At 59.3% G+C, this 19,704-nt stretch carries 15 protein-coding genes; 3 read left to right on the top strand and 12 right to left on the bottom strand.

Annotation, left to right across the window (positions count from 1 at the left end):
- Positions 1-353: 353 nt before the first annotated feature.
- Positions 354-2,126: a methyl-accepting chemotaxis protein gene (locus BUB60_RS02750; RefSeq protein WP_073076083.1), complete on the bottom strand. Its 1,773-nt coding sequence runs from the start codon at positions 2,124-2,126 to the stop codon at positions 354-356.
- A 224-nt stretch (positions 2,127-2,350) separates the two neighbouring features.
- On the opposite strand from BUB60_RS02750, the gene BUB60_RS02755 reads away from it, so the two are divergent.
- Together BUB60_RS02755 and BUB60_RS02760 are read left to right on the top strand one after the other, a co-directional pair.
- Positions 2,351-3,718 carry an HD domain-containing phosphohydrolase gene (locus tag BUB60_RS02755; RefSeq protein ID WP_278277461.1) on the top strand — a complete coding sequence of 456 codons (1,368 nt, stop codon included), beginning with the start codon at positions 2,351-2,353 and terminating at the stop codon, positions 3,716-3,718.
- A 112-nt stretch (positions 3,719-3,830) separates the two neighbouring features.
- Positions 3,831-5,075: a S1C family serine protease gene (locus BUB60_RS02760; protein ID WP_242941142.1), complete on the top strand. Its 1,245-nt coding sequence runs from the start codon at positions 3,831-3,833 to the stop codon at positions 5,073-5,075.
- A 352-nt stretch (positions 5,076-5,427) separates the two neighbouring features.
- Here the strand turns inward: BUB60_RS02760 and BUB60_RS02765 are convergent, their stop codons facing one another.
- A complete protein-coding gene (locus BUB60_RS02765; protein ID WP_073076085.1) occupies positions 5,428-5,913 on the bottom strand; it encodes a hypothetical protein in 486 nt (161 codons plus the stop codon).
- Positions 5,914-6,110: 197 nt separating this feature from the next.
- Positions 6,111-6,839 (bottom strand): purine-nucleoside phosphorylase, encoded by a 729-nt coding sequence (gene deoD / locus BUB60_RS02770; protein WP_073076086.1) that lies wholly within the window; start codon positions 6,837-6,839, stop codon positions 6,111-6,113.
- A 228-nt stretch (positions 6,840-7,067) separates the two neighbouring features.
- Between deoD and BUB60_RS02775 the strand changes: the two genes are divergently transcribed.
- Positions 7,068-7,448 carry a pyridoxamine 5'-phosphate oxidase family protein gene (locus BUB60_RS02775; RefSeq protein ID WP_073076269.1) on the top strand — a complete coding sequence of 127 codons (381 nt, stop codon included), beginning with the start codon at positions 7,068-7,070 and terminating at the stop codon, positions 7,446-7,448.
- A 639-nt stretch (positions 7,449-8,087) separates the two neighbouring features.
- On the opposite strand, the gene rpsU is transcribed toward BUB60_RS02775, so the two are convergent.
- The 9 genes from rpsU to smc all read right to left on the bottom strand — a co-directional run bounded on the left by rpsU (position 8,088) and on the right by smc (position 19,683).
- Positions 8,088-8,276 carry a 30S ribosomal protein S21 gene (rpsU, locus tag BUB60_RS02780; RefSeq protein WP_073076087.1) on the bottom strand — a complete coding sequence of 63 codons (189 nt, stop codon included), beginning with the start codon at positions 8,274-8,276 and terminating at the stop codon, positions 8,088-8,090.
- Between the two features lie 145 nt (positions 8,277-8,421).
- The gene (leuS, locus tag BUB60_RS02785; protein WP_073076088.1) at positions 8,422-10,827 is read right to left on the bottom strand and encodes a leucine--tRNA ligase; all 2,406 of its coding nucleotides are present in this window, start codon (positions 10,825-10,827) and stop codon (positions 8,422-8,424) included.
- Positions 10,827-11,216, bottom strand: coding sequence for a ribosome silencing factor (rsfS, locus tag BUB60_RS02790; RefSeq protein ID WP_242941131.1), 390 nt, complete (start codon positions 11,214-11,216; stop codon positions 10,827-10,829). The genes leuS and rsfS overlap by 1 nt, the downstream gene beginning before the upstream one ends.
- Before the next feature lie 79 nt (positions 11,217-11,295).
- A complete protein-coding gene (locus BUB60_RS02795) occupies positions 11,296-12,939 on the bottom strand; it encodes an LCP family protein (protein WP_073076089.1) in 1,644 nt (547 codons plus the stop codon).
- A gap of 3 nt (positions 12,940-12,942) precedes the next feature.
- Positions 12,943-14,124 (bottom strand): bis(5'-nucleosyl)-tetraphosphatase (symmetrical) YqeK, encoded by a 1,182-nt coding sequence (gene yqeK / locus BUB60_RS02800; protein WP_073076090.1) that lies wholly within the window; start codon positions 14,122-14,124, stop codon positions 12,943-12,945.
- A 49-nt stretch (positions 14,125-14,173) separates the two neighbouring features.
- Positions 14,174-14,476 carry a YhbY family RNA-binding protein gene (locus BUB60_RS02805; RefSeq protein ID WP_073076091.1) on the bottom strand — a complete coding sequence of 101 codons (303 nt, stop codon included), beginning with the start codon at positions 14,474-14,476 and terminating at the stop codon, positions 14,174-14,176.
- Positions 14,470-15,078, bottom strand: coding sequence for an RdgB/HAM1 family non-canonical purine NTP pyrophosphatase (gene rdgB, locus BUB60_RS02810; RefSeq protein WP_073076092.1), 609 nt, complete (start codon positions 15,076-15,078; stop codon positions 14,470-14,472). Before rdgB ends, BUB60_RS02805 begins: the two co-directional genes overlap by 7 nt.
- A complete protein-coding gene (gene ftsY / locus BUB60_RS02815) occupies positions 15,075-15,983 on the bottom strand; it encodes a signal recognition particle-docking protein FtsY (protein WP_073076093.1) in 909 nt (302 codons plus the stop codon). Before ftsY ends, rdgB begins: the two co-directional genes overlap by 4 nt.
- Before the next feature lie 115 nt (positions 15,984-16,098).
- The gene (gene smc / locus BUB60_RS02820; protein WP_143162242.1) at positions 16,099-19,683 is read right to left on the bottom strand and encodes a chromosome segregation protein SMC; all 3,585 of its coding nucleotides are present in this window, start codon (positions 19,681-19,683) and stop codon (positions 16,099-16,101) included.
- Positions 19,684-19,704 lie beyond the last annotated feature (21 nt).

Here is a 19,704-nt window from a genome sequence, read left to right on the forward strand (position 1 = left end):
TCCGGCGCCCAGCCGCTCCCCTCTAATTACATATAATGGATATTATTAATATACAAGCCCGATGGTAATTTGTCAATATTACCATATATGGTTATTTATTACATTTAATGCAATTGCGATGCAAATATATTGAATAAACAGCATGTAATAAGGTGGCCGCCCTATTGGGACGGCCACCTATACTTGTAAAAAAATGCATACAGAGGGGAAAGCCTCGCAGAGTTTGCCGCCGGAGCAGCTAATAAATTCATGATTTGTCACGCAGGAGGACATGCGCCTCCAGAGTGAGCTCCTCATGCAGCGCGCTGCTGAGCACTGCATGCAGCCCCTTGTCGGATAAAGCCCGGAGGACTTTATCGACAGCCTAGGCGCCCGGCGGTTATTTTTTTAGGGGGCAGCCACAGCGTGGAGTACTCTTCCTTCCCGTCCAAAGCAACCGGTTTCTTTTTCGTTTTGAAGACGGCAATCGTCTCCCGGAGCTGCTGCGCCTGGCCCGACAGCTCCTCGCTGGCGGCCGCGCTCTCCTCCGAGGTGGCGGCGTTGGTCTGGATAACCTGCGACACCTGGACGATGCCCTGATTGATCTGCTCGACGCCCACGGCCTGCTCTTTGGAGGAAATGGCGATCGAATAGACAAGCTCGGCGGCCTTTTCGATTTCGCTGACGATCTGATTCAAAGACTCGGCGGTATCGCCGGCGATCCGCTTGCCCAGCTGGATTTCCCTGATCGATCCCTCAATGATCGCCGTCGTCTCCTTGGCCGCGTCGGCCGACTTCGCGGCCAGGCTCCGGACCTCGTCCGCCACCACGGCGAAGCCCTTGCCGTGCTGGCCGGCCCGCGCTGCTTCGACAGCCGCGTTGAGCGCGAGGATATTCGTTTGGAAGGCGATATCGTCGATCACCTTGATGATCTTTCTGATATTGCCGGACGACACGTGAATAGCCTCCATGGCGCCGAGCATCTCCTGCATCTGATTGTTCCCGTCAACGGCGTTGACGCTGGCCTGTCTGGCAAGCTTGTTGGCCTTTTCGGCATGCTCCGCGTTCCGGCTCGTCTTGGCGGATATCTCCTCCAGCGAGGCCGTGAGCTGCTGCACCGCGCTGGCCTGCTCCGTGGCCCCCTGGGAAAGGGCCATGCTCGAATCAGACAGCATATTGGAGCCGGACGCCACCTGATCGGCCGCCGACGCGATGGACTCCGCCAGCTGGCTGAGATTTTCCACAAGCTCCTTGAGGCCTCTCCCCAGCTCGTCGTTGTCCGACCGGAGCTCGACCTCTGACGTCAGGTCCCCGCCGGCAATCGACTCGGTGAGCCTGACCTGCTGGATGGTGCTTTCCGTCAGCTTTCTGAAGGCGGTGACCAGCAGCCCGATCTCGTCTCTCTGGGAGGCCAGCCGGGCGGTTGACGCGTCCATTGTCGTCATATCGCCCACCGAGAGCTTCTCCGCGACCGCCGCGATCTTTTTGATCGGTCTGCCGATGACCCGTGCGATCGATATACCGAGGATCAGCGAGACCGCGACGCCCGCCACAACGATGGCCACCATGATGATGATGGAGCTCCTGGCGTTGACGGCGTTTGAATCGGCCCGGGCCGAGGCCTCGTCCGACAGGCTGTTGAACAGCTGCAGAAAGCTGTCGCGCACCGAGGTGCCGATGGGTGCCAGCGTGTTGAACGCAAGGTCGTCTGTCTGCTGTTTGCTGCCCGTATTCAAAAGCTCAAAGAACTTGTCGATATTGTCGTTATACGTGCTCCAGCCTGTTTTGATCGAATCGTCCAGCAGCTTTTGGAGCTCGGCACTGACAATCGTCCTGTCGCTTTTGTCGATCAGATCGCTGATCGTCCCGCGGAGCTGCTGCACTTCCGCGCTGTACTTGCTGATGTCCGCCGCGTCCGTCACCGTCGTCAATTTCAAAATGTCGTAGCGGAGCTGCTGCAGCTCAACGGCGGCGGCGCCGGAATACTGGAGGCTTAGGGTATTCTGACTGTACAGCTCGGCGTCCGATTTCTTGATGGCCGAAATGTTCAAGACTCCGATTGCCCCGACACATCCTGCGATCAATATAACAACGAGAAAACCTGTGATCAATTTTTTGGTGATGCTGAAGTCTTTGAACCATTTCATGTCTGTCACCTGCATTTTAAAATTAATAATAATAACTAATATTATTACTGTTATGACTATACCATACACATCAACATTTATCACTACTTTATTAGTGATAAACTTGCACGAGCATTTTTCGGAAATTTTAGACAAAACGTCTATTTGATCTCGTTTTCAGAAAAGGGCTAAAGACGCCGCTATAATTTCCGATAAATTATAGTTACCGAGTAAGCAGCAAACAGATAAAATCAGGCCGCCGCAGCTGTCGGCCATGCGGCCTGACGCATATGAAAAGGATACATATGAATTACAGATTTGATTTGTTCGACATGATATACTGTATCTCCAGCACCTGCGACCTCATCAGCAATGAGATTGCCGATCATCACAACCAGGTGGCTTTTCTGGCCGTTAACATCGCCAGAGAACTGGACTTCACGGTGGAGCAGCAGAGAAACATCTTTATCGCCGGGCTTCTGCACGACATCGGCGCTTTTTCGACGAAGGAGCGCCGGGAGCTGCTGCTCAGCGAAGCCGATGACATCCACGATCACGCCCTGATCGGGGCGAGCCTCCTGGAGAATTTTGAGCCGCTTAAAAACGTCGCCGAAATCATACGCTACCATCATCTCCCTTGGGGGAACGGCGCAGGCCGCCTGGCCGGCGGCAGGAGCGTTTCGCCGGAGAGCCATGTCATTCACCTGGCGGACCGCGTCGCCGTGCAGATCGACCCGAAGCGTGAAATCATCGGCCAGGCGGATATCATCCGCGAAAATATCAGGTCGCTGTCCGGCAGGCTGTTTGTGCCGGAGTTTGTGGACGCGTTTTTGGAGCTGAGCAAAAGAGAGTATCTCTGGTTCAGCGTGATCAATAAGCCGCTGATGTCGCGGCTGCCGGACCTGATGAATTTTACGGCAATCGGGCTGAGCCTGGACGAAACCGTCAGTATCTCCGAAATTTTCGCCAACATCATCGATTTCCGGAGCCCGTTCACGGCGAGACATTCCATCGGCGTCGCCGCCGTTGCGGAAAAGCTGGCGGAGCTGTCCGGCTTTACGGAAAAAGAGTGCAAAATGATGCTCATCGCCGGATACCTCCACGATCTGGGCAAGCTGGCCATCGATAATGATATTCTCGAAAAAAACGGCGCCCTCAGCGAAGAGGAATACAATATCATCAAAACCCACACCTTTCACACGTATCGCACCCTGCAGGTCATCAAAGGCTTTGAGGTCATCAACAACTGGGCCTCGCTGCACCATGAAAAATTGAACGGCGCGGGTTATCCCTTCCATCTGAAGGCCGGAGATATCCCGCCGGGCTCCAGAATCATGGCCGTTGCGGACACCTTTACGGCGCTTTTGGAGGATCGCCCGTACCGGCGGGGCATCGGCCTGAAGAACGCCGTCGCCACAATCGGGGAGATGGTCGACAGCGGTCTGCTCTGCCCCGCCGTGTTTAAGACCCTGATGGCCAATCTCGAGGAGCTGGACGCGGTGCGCATGGCGGCGCAGGAAAGAGCGGGCAACAGATACGAGCTTATCCACGCGGTCCTGGCGGAGCCGCTCGCAGCCGCGCTGTCCGCCCCTGCCCGGGGTATTCAAAATTAATTCATATAATATTCGAAATTTATCTATGAATTGTTCAAGATAAGGCCAAAATTCTTCCGTACAATAAGAACAACCTTAACACATGACATTCTTCAAGGAGGTTGTTTTGAACATGGACGGTAACAACAGGCGCTTTTTCAGGCATAAGGCCGTCAAAGCGGCCGCGATCACCATCAGCTCCTTGCTCCTTTTGGCCATCATCAGTCTCGCCAGCATCGGTGCGTATACGCTGGTGACAGGGAGTGAGGACCGGCAGACCGTGTCGTCGTCGTCCGCCGCGGCGGACACGGTCGCGGCCGTCAGCGGCACCACGCCGGCTGTCAGCTCCGGCGCCGCCAAGCTGACCACAACAAGCACGGTGTCCGGCACGGCGCTCGACTCGGAGCAGGTTTACAATCAAGTCAAGGATTCCATCGTCACGGTGGAAAACTACACGGCCCAGTCCGTGCAGCCGTACGGCGAGGGCTCCGGCATCATTATGAGCGCCGACGGGTATATCATCACCAACGAGCATGTGATCGACGGCGCGTCCAGCATCCAAGTCGTCACGACGGACGGCAAGAAATATGACGCCAAGCTCGTCGGCTCGGACCTGCGGACGGACCTGGCCGTCCTGAAGGTTGACGCCACGGGACTTCAGGCGGCCGCCTTCGGCGATTCCGACACAATCAACGTCGCCGAGCCAGTGCTGGCCATCGGCAACCCCGGCGGCATTGAATTCTCCGGTTCCGTCACCGAGGGCATCGTCTCCGCGCTCGACAGGGACGTCACCACCCAGAGCGGCTACACAGAGCAATGCATCCAGACAGACGCGGCCATCAACCCGGGCAACTCGGGCGGCGCGCTCGTCAACATGCAGGGCCAGGTGATCGGCATCACCTCCTCTAAAATCGTGGCTCAGGGCTTCGAGGGCATGGGCTTTGCCATCCCGATCAACACGGCGCAGCCCGTCGTCAACGACATCATCGAAAACGGCTACGTGACAGGCCGCGTCAAGCTGGGCATCTCGGTGTCCGAATTCTCCGCCGACAGGGCCAGCGCGCTCGGCTATCCCGCGGGGCTCCTGGTGCAGGCCGTGGACAGCTCCAGCGACGCCGCCGCCCAGGGGCTTCAGACCAACGACATCATCACAAAGGTCAACGATACCGCCGTCACGACTTACGACCAGTTCTACGAGGCGGAAAGCCAGTTCAAGGCCGGGGACACCATCACGCTCACCGTCTTCCGCTACACAACCGGCAAGACCATGGAGGTCAGCGTCAAGCTTCTGGAGGATAAAGGCACGGCGGCCCAGACAAGCCAGTCAAGCACCCAGCAGTACGCGCAGTCTCCTTTCGGCTTCGGCTACAGCCAATGACGCTTTGACCGCTTAAAAAAGGCAATCCGCACGGATTGCCTTTTTTGCTGCCCGCGCCGTCCTGACGGCAGACGATCAAAACAAACCGGACCGCCCCGGCAGAAATAAGAAATAAAAAGCTGAACCCCGCCTCGATAAGAGACGGGGTTCAGTCCGGCTTGTCCAAAAAACTGTATGCAGCGAAGAAAGCCTCGCAGAGTTTGCCGCCGGAGCGGCAAATAAATTCATGATTTGTCACGCAGGAGGACATGCGCCTCCGGAGTGACTCTTCTCATACAGCGCGCGGCTGAGCGCGCTGTATGCAGTCTTGTGTCGGATAAAGCCCGGAGGGCTTTATCGACAGGCAGGCAATTTATGGCCTTTCAACTTTTTTAAGGGCCGCCCAATGCTGCGCGGTGATGCCGATATGGCCGACGCCGAGAATAACCCCCGCAATACCGAGCCAGATCACCCGCCCGTAGACGGCCAGCAGCAGCGCCGCCGCGACAGGCAGCACCGCCAGCGGCAGCGGCAGGCCGAGAAAGGGCCTCAAGAAGTCCCGCGTCACATGCTTTCCCGCAAAATAACGGCCCCAGCAGATCAGGTACAGCAGCATCAGCACCAGGGCGCCGCCCAGCCACAAAAGCCGCGGGTCCACACTGTGCACATTGAAGTCGCTGAAAATGAGCACCGTAACGGTGCACAGGGCCTGCCCCGCCCTCTCACACGCCAGCAGCACCTTATTCTCCTCGAATTTCACCGCGTCCGTCGGCGGAACCCGCGCGTACAGAATGTTCGGTATAAACAAGCAGGCCAAAAATATCAGTCCGACATACGAAAAGCCAAAGGTTCCTGTCATGGCGGTCCTCTCTCCCCTGTTCGTTGATGAGATATTATGATAACCCGCCGGCCGCGCAGCACAGACGCCGGGTCAGTGCGCCCCGCGCAGGCGCCTCCGGAGTGACTTTTCTCATGCAGCGCGCGGCTGAGCGCGCTGCATGCACCCCCTTGTCGGATAAAGCCTGGAGGGCTTTATCGACAGCCTGGGCGGGTGTGCTAATCTATGGCGGCTGCGGTTTCCAAAGCGATCTCGATCATCTGCCCGAACGAGCTTTGACGCTCGGCGGCGGTGGTGGCCTCGCCGGTGAGGATATGATCCGACACCGTGCAGATGGCGAGGGCCCTCTTCCCGGCGCGTGCGGCATTCATATAAAGCCCAGCCGCCTCCATCTCCACGGCGAGGACGCCCATCCTTGTCCATTTTGAGAGCGCCGACGCGTCGTCTGTATAAAAGGTGTCCGACGAGAGAAGATTGCCCACATGGTAAACGGCGCCGGCCTCCCGGCATTTTTGTATGGCGGCGCTCATCAGCGTATAATCCGCGATAGGGGCAAAAGCGCCCGGCAGCTGATACTGCGAGGCGTAGGCGGAATTGGTGCAGGCGCCCATGCCGATGACGAGGTCCCGCACGTGGACGTGGTCCTGGCACGCGCCGGTGGACCCAATGCGCATGATATTCTCCACGCCGAAGAAATTATAAAGCTCGTAGCTGTAGATGCCGATGGACGGAATACCCATCCCGCTGGCCATCACAGAGACACGCACATTCTTATATGTGCCCGTGTACCCCTGCACGCCGCGCACATTGTTGACGAGCACCGGATTTTGAAGATACGTCTCCGCGACGAATTTGGCCCGCAGCGGGTCGCCGGGCATGAGCACCGTTTTCGCGAAATCTTCGGGCGCCGCGCTGATATGCGGCGTCGGATACTGTTTCTCGGACATAAAGAGCCTCCCGCGTCAATACTTGATATCGATATGTGTCATTAGTGTAACACGCGCGCCGGAAAAAGAACAGGCAGTTTAAGACACTGCGGTCAATTTCTTTGCGCGGCAGCGGTCGCTTTGTACTTTTCAGCTATTGGCGGCTGTGATATAATCACCGCATAATAACGGGCCGTGGGCGGCGGCAAAGCGCTCGGTCACGGCGCCAATCACGAAAGGATGTTTATCATGAACAAAGCGACTGAACTGCTCAAAGAGGCCAAAACGTTTTTTGTTGCCACGGTGGAGGGCGATCAGCCCCGCGTCCGCCCCTTCGGCGCGACGGCGGAAATCGACGGCAAGACGTACATCTGCATGAACAACACGAAAAACGTCTTCAAGCAGCTTTTGGCAAACCCGAAAGCCGAAATCTGCGGCATGGTCGGCGGAAAGTGGTTCCGCCTGACGGGCACCCTTGTCCGCGACGACAGGCTGGAGGCCCGCACCGAATTTTTAAGGCAGACCCCCATTTCCATGTACAAGCCCGACGACGGCATCTACGAGGTCTTCTACTTCTCTGAGGTCCACGGCACCATAGAATCCTTCGGCGCGCCGAAAGAGGAATTTTAATGAACCCACCCGTCCGCCCATAAAAGGTACGAGGCTCCGCCCCATGCCCCATTTGGCGGGGCGCCGCCCCGCACCCCGATGAGAAACCGCGGGTCGCGTCCAGCCCCGCCGGGCTGTGTCCGCCACCCCGCGTTGTCATTCCCGCGAAGGCGGGAATCCACTCCCCCGCGCCGGGGTTGTGCCCACCATTTTGGCTCCCGTAGGGCGCGGCTTCCCAGACGCGCCTCACTTGTCGGCGCGGCAGTGACTGTGTATGCGTGCCGTAGCCGGGACGACTCGGCCCGCCGCTCTCGTCGGCGCGGCGGGGCAGCTGCGGTGCCGCGCGGCACGGGAGGCAATCCTCAATCGGCTTCGCCGACAGCTCCTTTCAAAAAGGAGCCGTGGGGCGACGCGGACGGTGACGAGGGCGAGGACGGAGAACGGCGGGCGATTCATAAATCGCCCCTACACAAAACCATGAGGGTAGCCGAATCTGTCTTCTCCGGCTCCCTCAGACGAGGGAGCTGTCGCCCGCAGGCGACTGAAGGAGGGAACTCCTCCCGGCGCCGCACCGACAAGAGTGGCGGGGAGCAAACCCCCGCCCTACCGTATATCGGCGCATAAAATATCAAGGGGCTGTCGTGGACAGCCCCCTTCATTTTATGAGTAATATTTCTTATTCTTATTTTTTCTCGCTGCTTCAGACTTTTTCCGCCGCTTGACACTGGGGCTCTGGTAATACTCCTTTTTTCTGAGATCCGAGAGCACACCGGCCTTTGCACAGTTGCGCTTAAATCTCTTCAACGCACTGTCCAGGGATTCATTATCCTTAACATGGACTTCCGACACTAATTTCCCTCCCTCCAAATACGCGCCTTCCGGCACGCTTTAAGGGCCATTCGTATGGCTTTGACATTATCATTATAAGTTGGCGCCGTATTATTGTCAAGTGCTATTTATCCTTCAAAGGCGCCTTTCAGAGTCCGGGGCGGGCTTATTTCACTATGAGATTAATAAGCTTATTCTTCACAACGATGGTGCGGATTATTTCCTTGCCCTCGATAAGCTTTTTGATTTTCTCGTCGGCCTTGGCCGCCTCAAGGACGACGTCGTCCCCGGCGTCGCTCTTGACCAGGATGGTGCCCTTGAGCTTGCCGCCGATCTGGACAGCCAGCTCCCGTTCGGCCTCGATGGTCTTGCTCTCGTCGTAGGACGGCCACTGTGCCTGACAGGCCATGCCCTTGAAGCCCTGTATCTCCCAGAGCTCCTCGGCAATATGGGGGGCAAAGGGCGACACCAGCGCCAAAAGCGTCTTGACGTCGCCGCGGGACGGGGCCTTTTCGTAAAAGTCGTTCACCAGCGCCATCAGCGTGGCGATGGCGGTGTTGAACTTCAGGTTCTCGATGTCCTCACTGACCTTTTTAATGGCGCGGTGGACGACCCGCTCGTGGGCGGCCGAATAGCCCTCACCGCCTTCAAGCCGCGTTTCCGACAGGTTCCAGACCCGGTCCAGAAAGCGCTTGCAGCCCTTGACGGCGTTGGATGACCAGGGGGCCGCCTTTTCAAAGTCGCCGATGAACATGATGTACAGGCGGAGCGTGTCGGCGCCGAACTCGTCTACAATATCGTTGGGGTTTATCACGTTCCCGCGGGACTTGGACATCTTCTGCCCGTCCTCGCCGAGGATCATGCCGTGGCTCGTGCGCTTCATGTACGGCTCGCTGGTGGGCACCACGCCGATGTCAAAGAGGAACTTGTGCCAGAAGCGTGAATACAAAAGGTGCAGCGTGGTATGCTCCATGCCGCCGTTGTACCAGTCCACCGGCGTCCAGTAATCCAGCGCCTCCCGGGAGGCCAGCGCCTTATCGTTGTGCGGGTCGGCGTAGCGGAGGAAATACCAGCTGGAGCCGGCCCACTGGGGCATCGTGTCGGTCTCGCGGACGGCGTGCCCGCCGCACTTGGGGCAGGTCGTCGCCAGCCAGTCGGTCATCGCGGCCAGCGGGCTCTCACCCGTGTCTGTCGTCTCGTAATTTTCCACTTCCGGGAGGAGCAGCGGCAGCTCGCTCTCCGGGAGCGCCACATAGCCGCACTTGTCGCAATGCACGATCGGGATCGGCTCGCCCCAGTAGCGCTGGCGGGAGAACACCCAGTCGCGGAGCTTGTACTTGACGCTCTGCCGGCCGAGCCCCTTGTCGGAGAGCCATTCGGTGATTTTGACCTTCGCGTCCTCGACGGACAGGCCGTTCAAGAAGCCGGAGTTGACCATAACGCCGGTCTCGCAGTCGGTGAACGCTTCCTTTTCCACATCGCCCCCGGCGACGACCTCGACGATCGGCAGGCCGAATTTTCTGGCAAACTCCCAGTCGCGCGTGTCGTGGCCCGGGACGGCCATGATGGCGCCGGTGCCGTAGGTGGCCAGAACGTAGTCGGAAATAAAGACCGGGATTTCATTGCCCGTCACGGGATTCACGGCGCGCACGCCGCGCAGCTCGACGCCCGTCTTGTCCTTTGCCATCTCGGTCCGCTCAAAGTCGGATTTCCGGGCGGCCGCTTCCTGATAGGCCGTCACCTCGTCCAGGTTCTGAAGGAGCGGCGACCACTTTTTGATGATCTCATGCTCCGGGGAGATGACCATGTACGTGGCGCCGAAGAGCGTGTCCGGGCGCGTGGTATAGACGCGCAGCTTATCGCCCGCCGTTGTGGCGAAATCGACCTCCGCGCCGGTGGAGCGGCCGATCCAGTTCTTCTGCTGGATCTTGACCCGCTCGATAAAGTCCAGCTCGTCCAGGTCGTCGATGAGGCGCTGGGCGTACTCGGTGATTTTCAGCATCCACTGGCTCTTCTCGCGGCGGACGACCTCCGCCCCGCAGCGCTCGCAGACGCCGTTCACGACCTCCTCGTTGGCCAGGACGCATTTGCAGGAGGTGCACCAGTTGACCGGCATGGACGCCTTGTACGCCAGGCCCCGCTCAAACAGCTTTAAAAATATCCATTGCGTCCACTTATAGTAACTCGGGTCGGTGGTATCGATCACGCGGTCCCAGTCAAAGCTGTAGCCGAGCATTTTGAGCTGCTCGGTAAAACGCGCGATATTCTTTTTTGTGACGATCGCGGGATGTATCTTATTCTTGATCGCATAGTTTTCCGTCGGCAGGCCGAAGGCGTCAAAGCCGATGGGAAAGAGCACGTTGAGCCCCAGCATGCGCTTTTTGCGCGCGATGATATCCATCGCCGTATACGGGCGCGGATGGCCCACATGCAGCCCCTCGCCGGACGGATAGGGGAATTCGACGAGGCCGTAGAACTTCTTTTTACCGCTTTTATCCGACGCGGCAAAGACCTTCTCCTTTTCCCACCGCTCCTGCCACTTTTTCTCTATGCGGGCAAATTCGTATTTCATCAGACCAGTCCTTTTTCTGTCATGGGAGCATCGGCGTCAATCCACGGGCTGATATCGACCTCGCGGGCGTCTCTCCACAGCCGCTCGAGCGCGTAGAACTCCCGGATATCCTTTAAAAATATATGCACGACGATCGAGGCGAAATCGACAAGCACCCATCCGCCGCCGCGGTAGCCTTCGGTGCGGAGCGACCGCTCCCCCTTTTCGCCCAGGGCTTTGTCGACCTCGTCGGCCAGGGTTTTGATCTGTGTTGTGGAGCCTGCCGTGCATATGACGAAGTAATCGGCCAGTACCGTGAGGTTCTTTGTCTCCAGCACCTTGATATCCTTTGCCTTTTTGCTGTCGAGCACCTTGACGGCCAGTTCCGCTACTTCAAGAGATGTCAGCATTGAAGCGACCATTCCTTTCGTGTCAGTGAGTTATGATAATAATGCGCTGCAATAGAGTATGCCCAACGCCTCAGGCGCGTCAGTCCACGTCCTCTATCAGATCGCCGGAGGGCAGGACGACGCCGTCCAGCGTCGTGTCTCCGCCGGTTTCCGTGGGGCTGGAGACCGGCGCCGTATCCGTCGGGCTCGGGCTCGGCGGTTCGGTGCTGGTACTCGGACTCGGCGAATTATCGCCGCTGGGGCTGGGACTCGGACTCGGTTTCGGGCTATTCGAGGGCTTCGGACTGTCCGAGGGCTTTGGACTGGAAGACGGTTTCGGGCTGGAAGAGGTCTTGCTGCCCGAGCTTGAGCCGGACCCGCCGCTTGACGAGCTTGGCGCGGCGCTGCCGCCCCACGTCTTCTTCCCGGCCCAGACGCCGTTTGTCACATAGAGCTTCCCGTTTTTGTCGCGGGTGAGGATGCTGACGTCATTAACGGTGATATCTTCCTTGCAGGGGTTGATTTTCTCGTTGAGTACCGTGAGCCATTCGTCCACATTGATCGAGACGTACGACAAGCCGTTGATCGAATCACCGTAATTTCCCGGGAGCGTTGTAAAGGTAATGTCCGAAGAGTTCATTTTATAAAATTCCTTGCCGAACCAGACGAGATTGCCGGCCTCGAGGTCTGTTTCGACATACTTTACGAAGATTTTGACGATCTCCGTCAGGTTCAGCTGGTTTTGCTTTTTCAATATCTGCTGGGCGGCCGCCGCCAAAAAGTCCTGCTGGGTACCGATGCGCCCGATGTCCGCGTTGGCATACCCTTTGCGGAACCGGACGACCTCCATGGCCTGCTTCCCGTTGAGGTGCTGCAAGCCCTTCTTGAAGTGGATGTGCAGGTCCTGGGCCGGGTCGTCGTAATCCATATTGACCGGCACGTCGAAGTCGACGCCGCCCACGGCGTCAACGAGCTCTTCAAACGCCTTCAGATCGACCTTGACGTAAAAGTCCACCGGGAAGCCGAGGATATCCTCCAGGCCTTTCTCCACGCCGTCGATGCCGCCGCCGCTGGTATACAGGGTATTAGCCTTTTTGGTGTTCCACGAGACGTTGACGAGCGTGTCGCGCGGGATGTTGACGACATTCAGCTTGTAGCCGGCGGCATCGAAGTGGGCCACCATGATGGTGTCCGAGTTGCCGTTGCCGTCGTCAAAGCCGAGGATGACAAAGGTGTATTGGCCGGGCTTTTTGTCCCCGGAAGCCACGTTCGGCGAGTTCCCCTGCGCCCCGGCGTTGGCGCCGCCGCTTACCGAAGCGCTCGGATCGGTATTGATCGTCCTCGGCTTCTGTTCCGGCGGCTTGACGCCGGTTTTATAGACGGTATAAAGCACGGCGCTCAGCGCCAGCACGACCACAAGCACGATGATCAGCGCCCTGAGCACCTTCATACGCCTTCTCTTCTGCTTGGCCCTGGCGGCGCGCGGGTCTTCGCTGCCGCGGCCCTGGGCGCTCTGCGTTTTTCCGGCGCGCGGGTCCTGGGGCGGGCGGGGTCTGCCGGCGTTCCGCGCGGTGTGCGGGTCGACGGCGCCTCTGGGGGGATAAGATGTACGGGCCCTGCCGGCGGCCTGCGCCGGGTGGGGGGTCTCGCCGTCCTCGTATCTCTTCCGGGCCTGGGGCTCGGTTTGGTATCTGTTATTTGACTGGACGTACCGTCCGTCTTTTTTATTTCCGGATAGCTTCATATCTCAATCCCCTTTATACCGCGGCGTGTGCGCGATCAGCCAGTTCATGGCTTCCGCCGTCCGCAGGTGCGGTGTGATGCCGCGCTGGCTCATATCCTCGATGCTCATCTCCAGGCCTTTGATCACAGCCAGGTCGAGGTCTCTATACGCAAGGCCCCGGAGCGTGTCCAGGCCTTCAAATTCCCTTGTTGGTTCTATATAATCGGCGATGTAAATTATTTTTTCCAGGAGCGTCATGTCCGCTCTGCCCGTGGTATGCCATAAAATAGCGTCATGCACCGCGTCGCTGACCCCGAAAATGTCCCGGGCGACGGCGGCGCCCGTTTTCGAGTGCAGCAGCTTGACCTCCGAGGCTTCGACATTGTCAGTCATGATATCATATTTGCCGCACAGTTGCAACTGATCGTCCAGCTCCAAATGCTTTGTGATATCGTGGAGGATGGCGGCCTCCCGGGCCTCGTCCTCGTCGGCCCCCCAGCGCCCGGCCAGCTTGACGGCCTCGGCCTCGCACCCCGCCACATGGGGTATCCGCTTCGGCTTCATCATTTCATACGCGCGGGCCCGCAGCCAGGTGAAATCGGGCTTGGCGCCGTACAGCCTTTTTTTGATGATATACGCGTAAGCCGGTCCTTCGATGAAATCGGCCCCCGCGCGCCCGGGCAGCAGCTCCCGAAGCTGTGTCGAGGAGATATCGACGATATCGTTATTGATGCTCGCCGTTGTCGTCCCGAATATTTTCTCGAGCTGCCCGGCGTACGCCGCGATCCTGCCGTCGTCCTCCGAGCCCCTGGACAAAACCGCCGGCGTGACACACGCGAGGAGCCGTGCGGCGTCCTTCCACGTTTCCAGCGTCAGGTACATGTCGGTGCCCATGATGAGGAACACCTCGGCGCCGGGATATTGCCCCGCCAGCGCGCCGACGGTCTCCACCGTATAGCTGACGCCCTCCTTCCTGAGCTCGGCGTCGGTGACCTGGGCATACGGCAGCGCGGCAAAGGACAGGCGCGCCAGTGCCATGCGGTCCTCCCCCGACGGGGAGCCCGGCGGCAGCGCCTTATGCGGCGGCACGCCCGCCGGCACCACCAGCAGCGCATCCAGCCCCAGCTGCCCGGCCGCCGCGGCCGCCGCCCCGACATGCCCGATATGCGGCGGATTGAAGGTACCGCCGTAAATTCCAAGCCTCAAACGTATCACTCACTTAAGTTCTTTTGTATAATATACCCGCGCGGCCGGCCTATTTGACCAGCCTGATGCGCTTTTCCTTCGGTATCTCGTGATTTTCTTTATATAATACGAAGCGCGAGCCGATCGTCTGGACGCTTTCGGCCCGGCACAGGCGCGCCAGCTCATCGGCCGCCTCCTGGGAGGAGAGCATGGATGATTCCAGCACCCGGCCTTTTATAAGCTCCCTGGCCGCCAGGGCGTCCGAGACCTGCGCGACGACATTTTCCGTGATGCCGCCCTTGCCGATCTGCAATATCGTATCCAGTGCGTTAGCCATCGCGCGCAGCTGCGCCCTCTGCCTGCTGTTCAGCATGGGATTTCCCCCGTTTTCTCTAAGTATTCTTTTAATTTCGGCGCAAAAAGCCGCAGTGCGTTCCCTCTGTGGGAGACGCGGTTTTTTTCCTCCGGCGTGAGCTCGGCCATGCTTTTGCCCATTTCGGTGACAAAAAAAACAGGGTCATAGCCGAAGCCGCCGATCCCCCGGGACGCGTGGAGGATGGTGCCCTCGCACGTCCCCTCGGCGGAAATAACGTCGCCATTCGGAAAAACACAGACTATGGATGAGACGAATTTCGCCCCGCGATGTTCCGCCGGCGCCATTGTCTCTAAAAGCAGCCTGTTCCGGCCCGCGTCGTCCAGCCCCCCGCCGCCGAAGCGCTTGGAGTAAACGCCGGGCGCGCCGTCTAAAAAATCCACCATCAGGCCGGAGTCGTCGGCGACGGCGGGCTTGCCGGTCGCTTTCATGGCCGCCGCCGCTTTTAAAAAAGCGTTGTCGTAAAAGATCCTTCCCGTCTCCTCGACCTCCAGGTCGAGGCCGGCCTCGCTCTGGGAGACGACGTCGTAGCCGAAGCCGGACAAAATGGCGCGAAGCTCTTTCAGCTTATCATTATTGTTGCTCGCAAGGACAAAAATCATTTAAGCAATGCCTCCACAAATTCTCTTCCGTCAAATTCCAGCAAATCCTCCGGTTTTTCGCCGATGCCCACAAGCTTGACAGGCACCTGCAGCTGGTCGGCGATGGCAAAGACGATCCCGCCCTTCGCCGTCCCGTCGAGCTTTGTGAGAATGAGGCCGGTGATGCCGGCCGTCTCCTTGAACTCCCGGGCCTGGGTGAGGCCGTTCTGGCCCGTGGTGGCGTCGATGGCCAGGAGCGTTTCCCTGTCGGCGTCCGGCAGCTCGCGGTCGATGATGCGGCTGATCTTGTTCAGCTCGTTCATGAGATTCTGCTTGTTGTGCAGCCGCCCGGCCGTGTCGCAGATGATGACGTCGGCGCCCCTGGATTTGGCGGCGGCGATACCGTCAAAGATGACGGAGGCCGGGTCGGAGCCCTCCTCGTGGCGCACGATATCCGCGCCGGCCCGCTGCGCCCACACGGTGAGCTGCTCGGCCGCCGCCGCGCGGAAGGTGTCTCCGGCGCAAAGCAGGACCTTTTTGCCCTCGTTTTTAAATTTCAGCGCCAGCTTGCCGATCGTCGTCGTCTTTCCGACGCCGTTGACGCCGATGACAAGAATGACCGCCGGCGTTGTCGCAAGCCGCAGAGCGCTGTCGCCCACCTCGATGAGCTCCGTGAGGATGTCCTCCAGCGCTCGTTCGATGTCCTCGCCTTTCAAAAACCCTTCGCGCTTTGTGATCTCCCGCAGCCGCGTCACGGCCTTGTCCACAGTCTCTACGCCCAGGTCTGCAAGGATGAGGGTCTCCTCCAGCTCCTCAAAGAACTCCTCGTTGGCGCCGGTGAAGGTCGCGAACATGCCGTTTAACTGGACGGAGATATTTTTCTTTGTCTTGGAAAGCCCCTCGCGAATCTTATCGAAAAATCCCAAAAGAGTGATCCTCCTGTTCGTTGCTCTTTATGTTGCCGCGGTATTTTTCAACGGGCGAACGCAGTTCGCCCCTACGGGATGCCCGTCTTGTCGGCATCCGCTGGTTGCTTATGTATCAGGACGCGTCCTTTTTCAGCGTTTTCTCGGCCTCGGCCAGATCGATGCTCAGAACGCGGGAGACGCCCTGCTCCTGCATGGTGACGCCGTACAGAACGTCGGCCTCCTCCATCGTGCCCCGGTGGTGCGTGATGACGATCATCTGCGTTTTGACGGACATCTTGCGCATATTTTCGGCAAACCGCAGGACGTTGGCCTCGTCCAGCGCCGCGTCGATCTCGTCCATGACGACGAACGGCGTGGGGCGGACCTTCAGGATCGAAAAATAGAGGGCGCTGGCAACGAAGGCCTTCTCTCCGCCGGAGAGGAGCGTGATCGTTTTGAGCGCTTTTCCCGGCGGCTGGACCTTGATCTCGATGCCGCAGTTTAGGATATCGTTCGGGTCCTCCAGCTCCAGGGACGCCTGCCCGCCGCCGAAGAACTCCAGAAACGTCTCCTTGAAGCTCAGGCTGATATTTTCAAACTCGCGGGCGAACATGGTGCGCATCTCCTGGGTGATGTCCCGGATGATCTCCTGCAGCTCTCTCTTGGCCTTCTCCACGTCGTCGCGCTGCTCCGTCAGATACGTGTAGCGGGTGTTGACGCGCTCGAACTCCTCGATGGCGCCGATATTCGGCGTGCCCAGGGACGAAATGTCGCGCTTGAGCTCCGAAATGTGCCGCCGGGCCTCGGCCGGGTTCTCCAGCTCCTGCCGGACGGTCAGGGCCACCGAACGGGTGATCTCGTAGGAGTCCCACAGCCTGTCGATGATCTGCTTTTCCTCCATCTGCGCGGCGAGCTTTTTCTGTTCCAGGCGCGCGCACTCGCGCTCCAGCTCCAAAAGCTCGTGGTTTTTCTCCTGCATGACCTTGTCCCGGCGCGTCCTGGCCGCTTCAAGCTCCAGCTTTTCCGCGGTGATGGCCGCGCTCCGGGCGCGGAACGCCGCCATTTTCTCGCCCAGCTGCACGAGCGCCGTCTCATTGTCGGATATTTCCTTTAAAATGGCGTCGTGGCGCGCCTTAAGCTCGTCCAGGTATTGCATCTGCTGCCGGCGGCCGCCCGTTAAAATCTCGCGGAGCTCCGACAGCTCCGTGACGGCCTTGGTGAGCGCCTCGTTTTCGGCGTCCAGGGAGGCTTCCCTGGCGCGGAGCTCCGACAGCGCGCTTGTGATCCTGTCGCGCTCCGAGGTCAGCTGCTCCTGCCCCTCGGTATCCCGGGCAATCTGCGCGCGGAGCTCCGACAGCGCGCTTTCCAGCGCGGCGATATCGTTCCGCGCCGCCGCCGTTTCGTCGCCGTTGGCTTTGATGCGCTCGGCAAGATTTTCCGCCTCTGCCCGCATCGCGTTCAGGTTTTCCGCCGAGGCGGAGACCAGCGCCTCAAAATGCCTGAGGTTCGTGTCGAGCTTCAAGACCTTGTCCTCCAGGCTGCGCATTTCGGCGCCGGAGGACTCCAGCTCGTATTCGGAGGCGGTGAGCTCCCGGACGGCCTCGCCGTGCTCCCGCTCCGCGCGGGCGGCCGATTCCGCCAGCAGGGCCTCCTGTTCCGACAAGCCCTTGAGTTCGTTTGCCCGAGAAAGTATGCCCGTATTTGAAGAGGACGAACCACCCGTCATGGAGCCGCCGGCGTTTAATACCTGGCCGTCCAGCGTGACGATGCGGAAGCTGTTATTGTGCCGCCGCGCGATGCGTATAGCGTCGTCCAGGCTGCCGGCGACGGCCACCCTCCCCAGGAGGCTCCTGTAAATGCCGGCATACCTGCCGTCACTGCGCACAAGGTCGATGGCAAGGCCCTCGTAGCCCGGCTCGTTTTTAAGGCCCGGCACATCCAAAACGTTGCCGCGCACCGTTGAGATCGGGAGAAAGGTGGCCCGGCCGCCGTCCCGCCGCTTCAAGAGGTTGATGGCCTCCTTGCCGTCCTCCTCGGTGTCGACGATGATATTCTGCATGGCGCCGCCCAGCGCCGTCTCGATGGCGACGGCGTATTTGTCGTCCGTCTGCACGAGGCTGCCCACGGTGCCGTGGACGTGCTTGAGGATGCCCCGCTGGGACTCCTGCATGACCAGCTTGACGGCCTTGGAGTAGCCCTGATAATCCTTTTCCATTTCCGTCAACAGGCGGATGCGCGATTTCAGGGAATTGAGCTCCATGGTCAGGTGCATTTTTTTGTCGTTTGCCGCGTCGGCTTTTTTCTTCCGGCTGTCGCGGCGCATGGTGTAGCCGGTGATGACGTTTTTGATGCGCTGCAGCTCGTCCCCGGCGGCGTCCAGCTCATCCGCGCAGGCGCTCATGTCCTCCTCCAGCTGGCGGTGCTTCTCACCGGCGGCCGCGGCGTCCAGCGCCACGGTGCCGTCCCTGTCGAGGATCTCCTGGGCCTTGGATGCCAGTGCCGACAGGCGGGACTTTGCCTCGGATATCTCCTCCTGCAGCGTGTTTTCCCGGCTGAGCATATCGCCAAGCCGCTTTGACGATTCCCCGGCGGTATCAGCAATGCTCTGCAGCGCGCCGACGAGCCGCGCGGAGTCCGCGGATAGGGCGGCCTTTTCGGCAGATATCTCGCCGAGCCGCAGCTCCCGTTCGTCGATCTGCGCCTTGATGCCGCCGTCGCGGCCCTCCTGCTCGGTGAGCTCTCGGCGGATGCGCTCGGACTCGCCGATATTGCTCTCGAGATTTGCTTTTAAAACGGCGGTGGCGCTGTCGATTTCGGCGATCTGCGCCTCCTGGGCCGAGACGGCCTCCCGCACGCTCTCCAGCTCCACGTCCTTCTCATGCATTTTATCCGAAAAGGTCAGGGACGTTTCATAATAGGAGTCGATCTCCCGGCTCACATCATCCTTCTGGCTAAGGGCGGTGAGATAATCCGTTTCAGTTTTCGTTATCTGCTCCTGGAGGCCGTCAAGGCTGTCCATCCAGACGGATATCTCCAGGCCCCGCAGCTCGTCCCGCAGGAGCAGGTATTTCTTTGCCGTCTCGGCCTGCTTTTGAAGCGGCTCCACCTGCAGGTAGAGCTCCGAGATTTTATCGCCCAGGCGGACGAGGTTTTCCTCGGTGTGCTCGAGCTTCCGCTCCGACTCCTCCTTGCGGTGGCGAAAGCGGGAAATGCCGGCGGCCTCCTCGAAAATCTCGCGCCGGTCGGTGCTTTTGATCGACAGTATCGCGTCGATCCTGCCCTGGCCGATGATGCTGTAGCCCTCCCGGCCGAGGCCGGTGTCCATAAACAGCTCGTTGACGTCCTTGAGGCGCACCATCTGACGGTTGATAAAGTACTCGCTCTCGCCGGAGCGGTAATACCGCCGGGTGATCATGACCTCCGTGAACTCCGTGTCCAGCGTGTGGTCGGCATTGTCCAGAATGAGCGAAACCTCGGCAAAGCCGAGCTGCGGGCGCTTCTGCGTCCCGCCGAAAATGACATCCTCCATCTTGCCGCCCCGGAGGGTCCTTGTGGACTGCTCGCCCATGACCCAGAGGATGGCGTCGGAGATGTTGGATTTGCCGCTGCCGTTGGGGCCGACAATCGCCGTTACCGGTTTGTCAAATGTCAGCCGCGTTTTTTCCGGAAATGATTTAAAGCCCTGAATTTCAAGTGACTTTAAATACAATAAAACCACCGCCCTGATACGTTAGATCGA

Origin of the sequence: Sporobacter termitidis DSM 10068 (genome assembly GCF_900130065.1) — a bacterium.
GTDB lineage: Bacteria > Bacillota > Clostridia > Oscillospirales > Oscillospiraceae > Sporobacter > Sporobacter termitidis.

Excerpts from the sequence above, each read along its gene's own strand:
- leuS (WP_073076088.1), bottom strand. The coding sequence starts at position 10,827 with ATGAAATACGAATTTGCCCGCATAGAGAAAAAGTGGCAGGAGCGGTGG.
- deoD (WP_073076086.1), bottom strand. The coding sequence starts at position 6,839 with ATGTCCGAGAAACAGTATCCGACGCCGCATATCAGCGCGGCGCCCGAA.
- BUB60_RS02795 (WP_073076089.1), bottom strand. The coding sequence starts at position 12,939 with ATGAAGCTATCCGGAAATAAAAAAGACGGACGGTACGTCCAGTCAAAT.
- BUB60_RS02765 (WP_073076085.1), bottom strand. The coding sequence starts at position 5,913 with ATGACAGGAACCTTTGGCTTTTCGTATGTCGGACTGATATTTTTGGCC.
- BUB60_RS02760 (WP_242941142.1), top strand. The coding sequence starts at position 3,831 with ATGGACGGTAACAACAGGCGCTTTTTCAGGCATAAGGCCGTCAAAGCG.
- rsfS (WP_242941131.1), bottom strand. The coding sequence starts at position 11,216 with ATGCTGACATCTCTTGAAGTAGCGGAACTGGCCGTCAAGGTGCTCGAC.
- BUB60_RS02805 (WP_073076091.1), bottom strand. The coding sequence starts at position 14,476 with ATGCTGAACAGCAGGCAGAGGGCGCAGCTGCGCGCGATGGCTAACGCA.
- BUB60_RS02750 (WP_073076083.1), bottom strand. The coding sequence starts at position 2,126 with ATGAAATGGTTCAAAGACTTCAGCATCACCAAAAAATTGATCACAGGT.
- rdgB (WP_073076092.1), bottom strand. The coding sequence starts at position 15,078 with ATGATTTTTGTCCTTGCGAGCAACAATAATGATAAGCTGAAAGAGCTT.
- BUB60_RS02775 (WP_073076269.1), top strand. The coding sequence starts at position 7,068 with ATGAACAAAGCGACTGAACTGCTCAAAGAGGCCAAAACGTTTTTTGTT.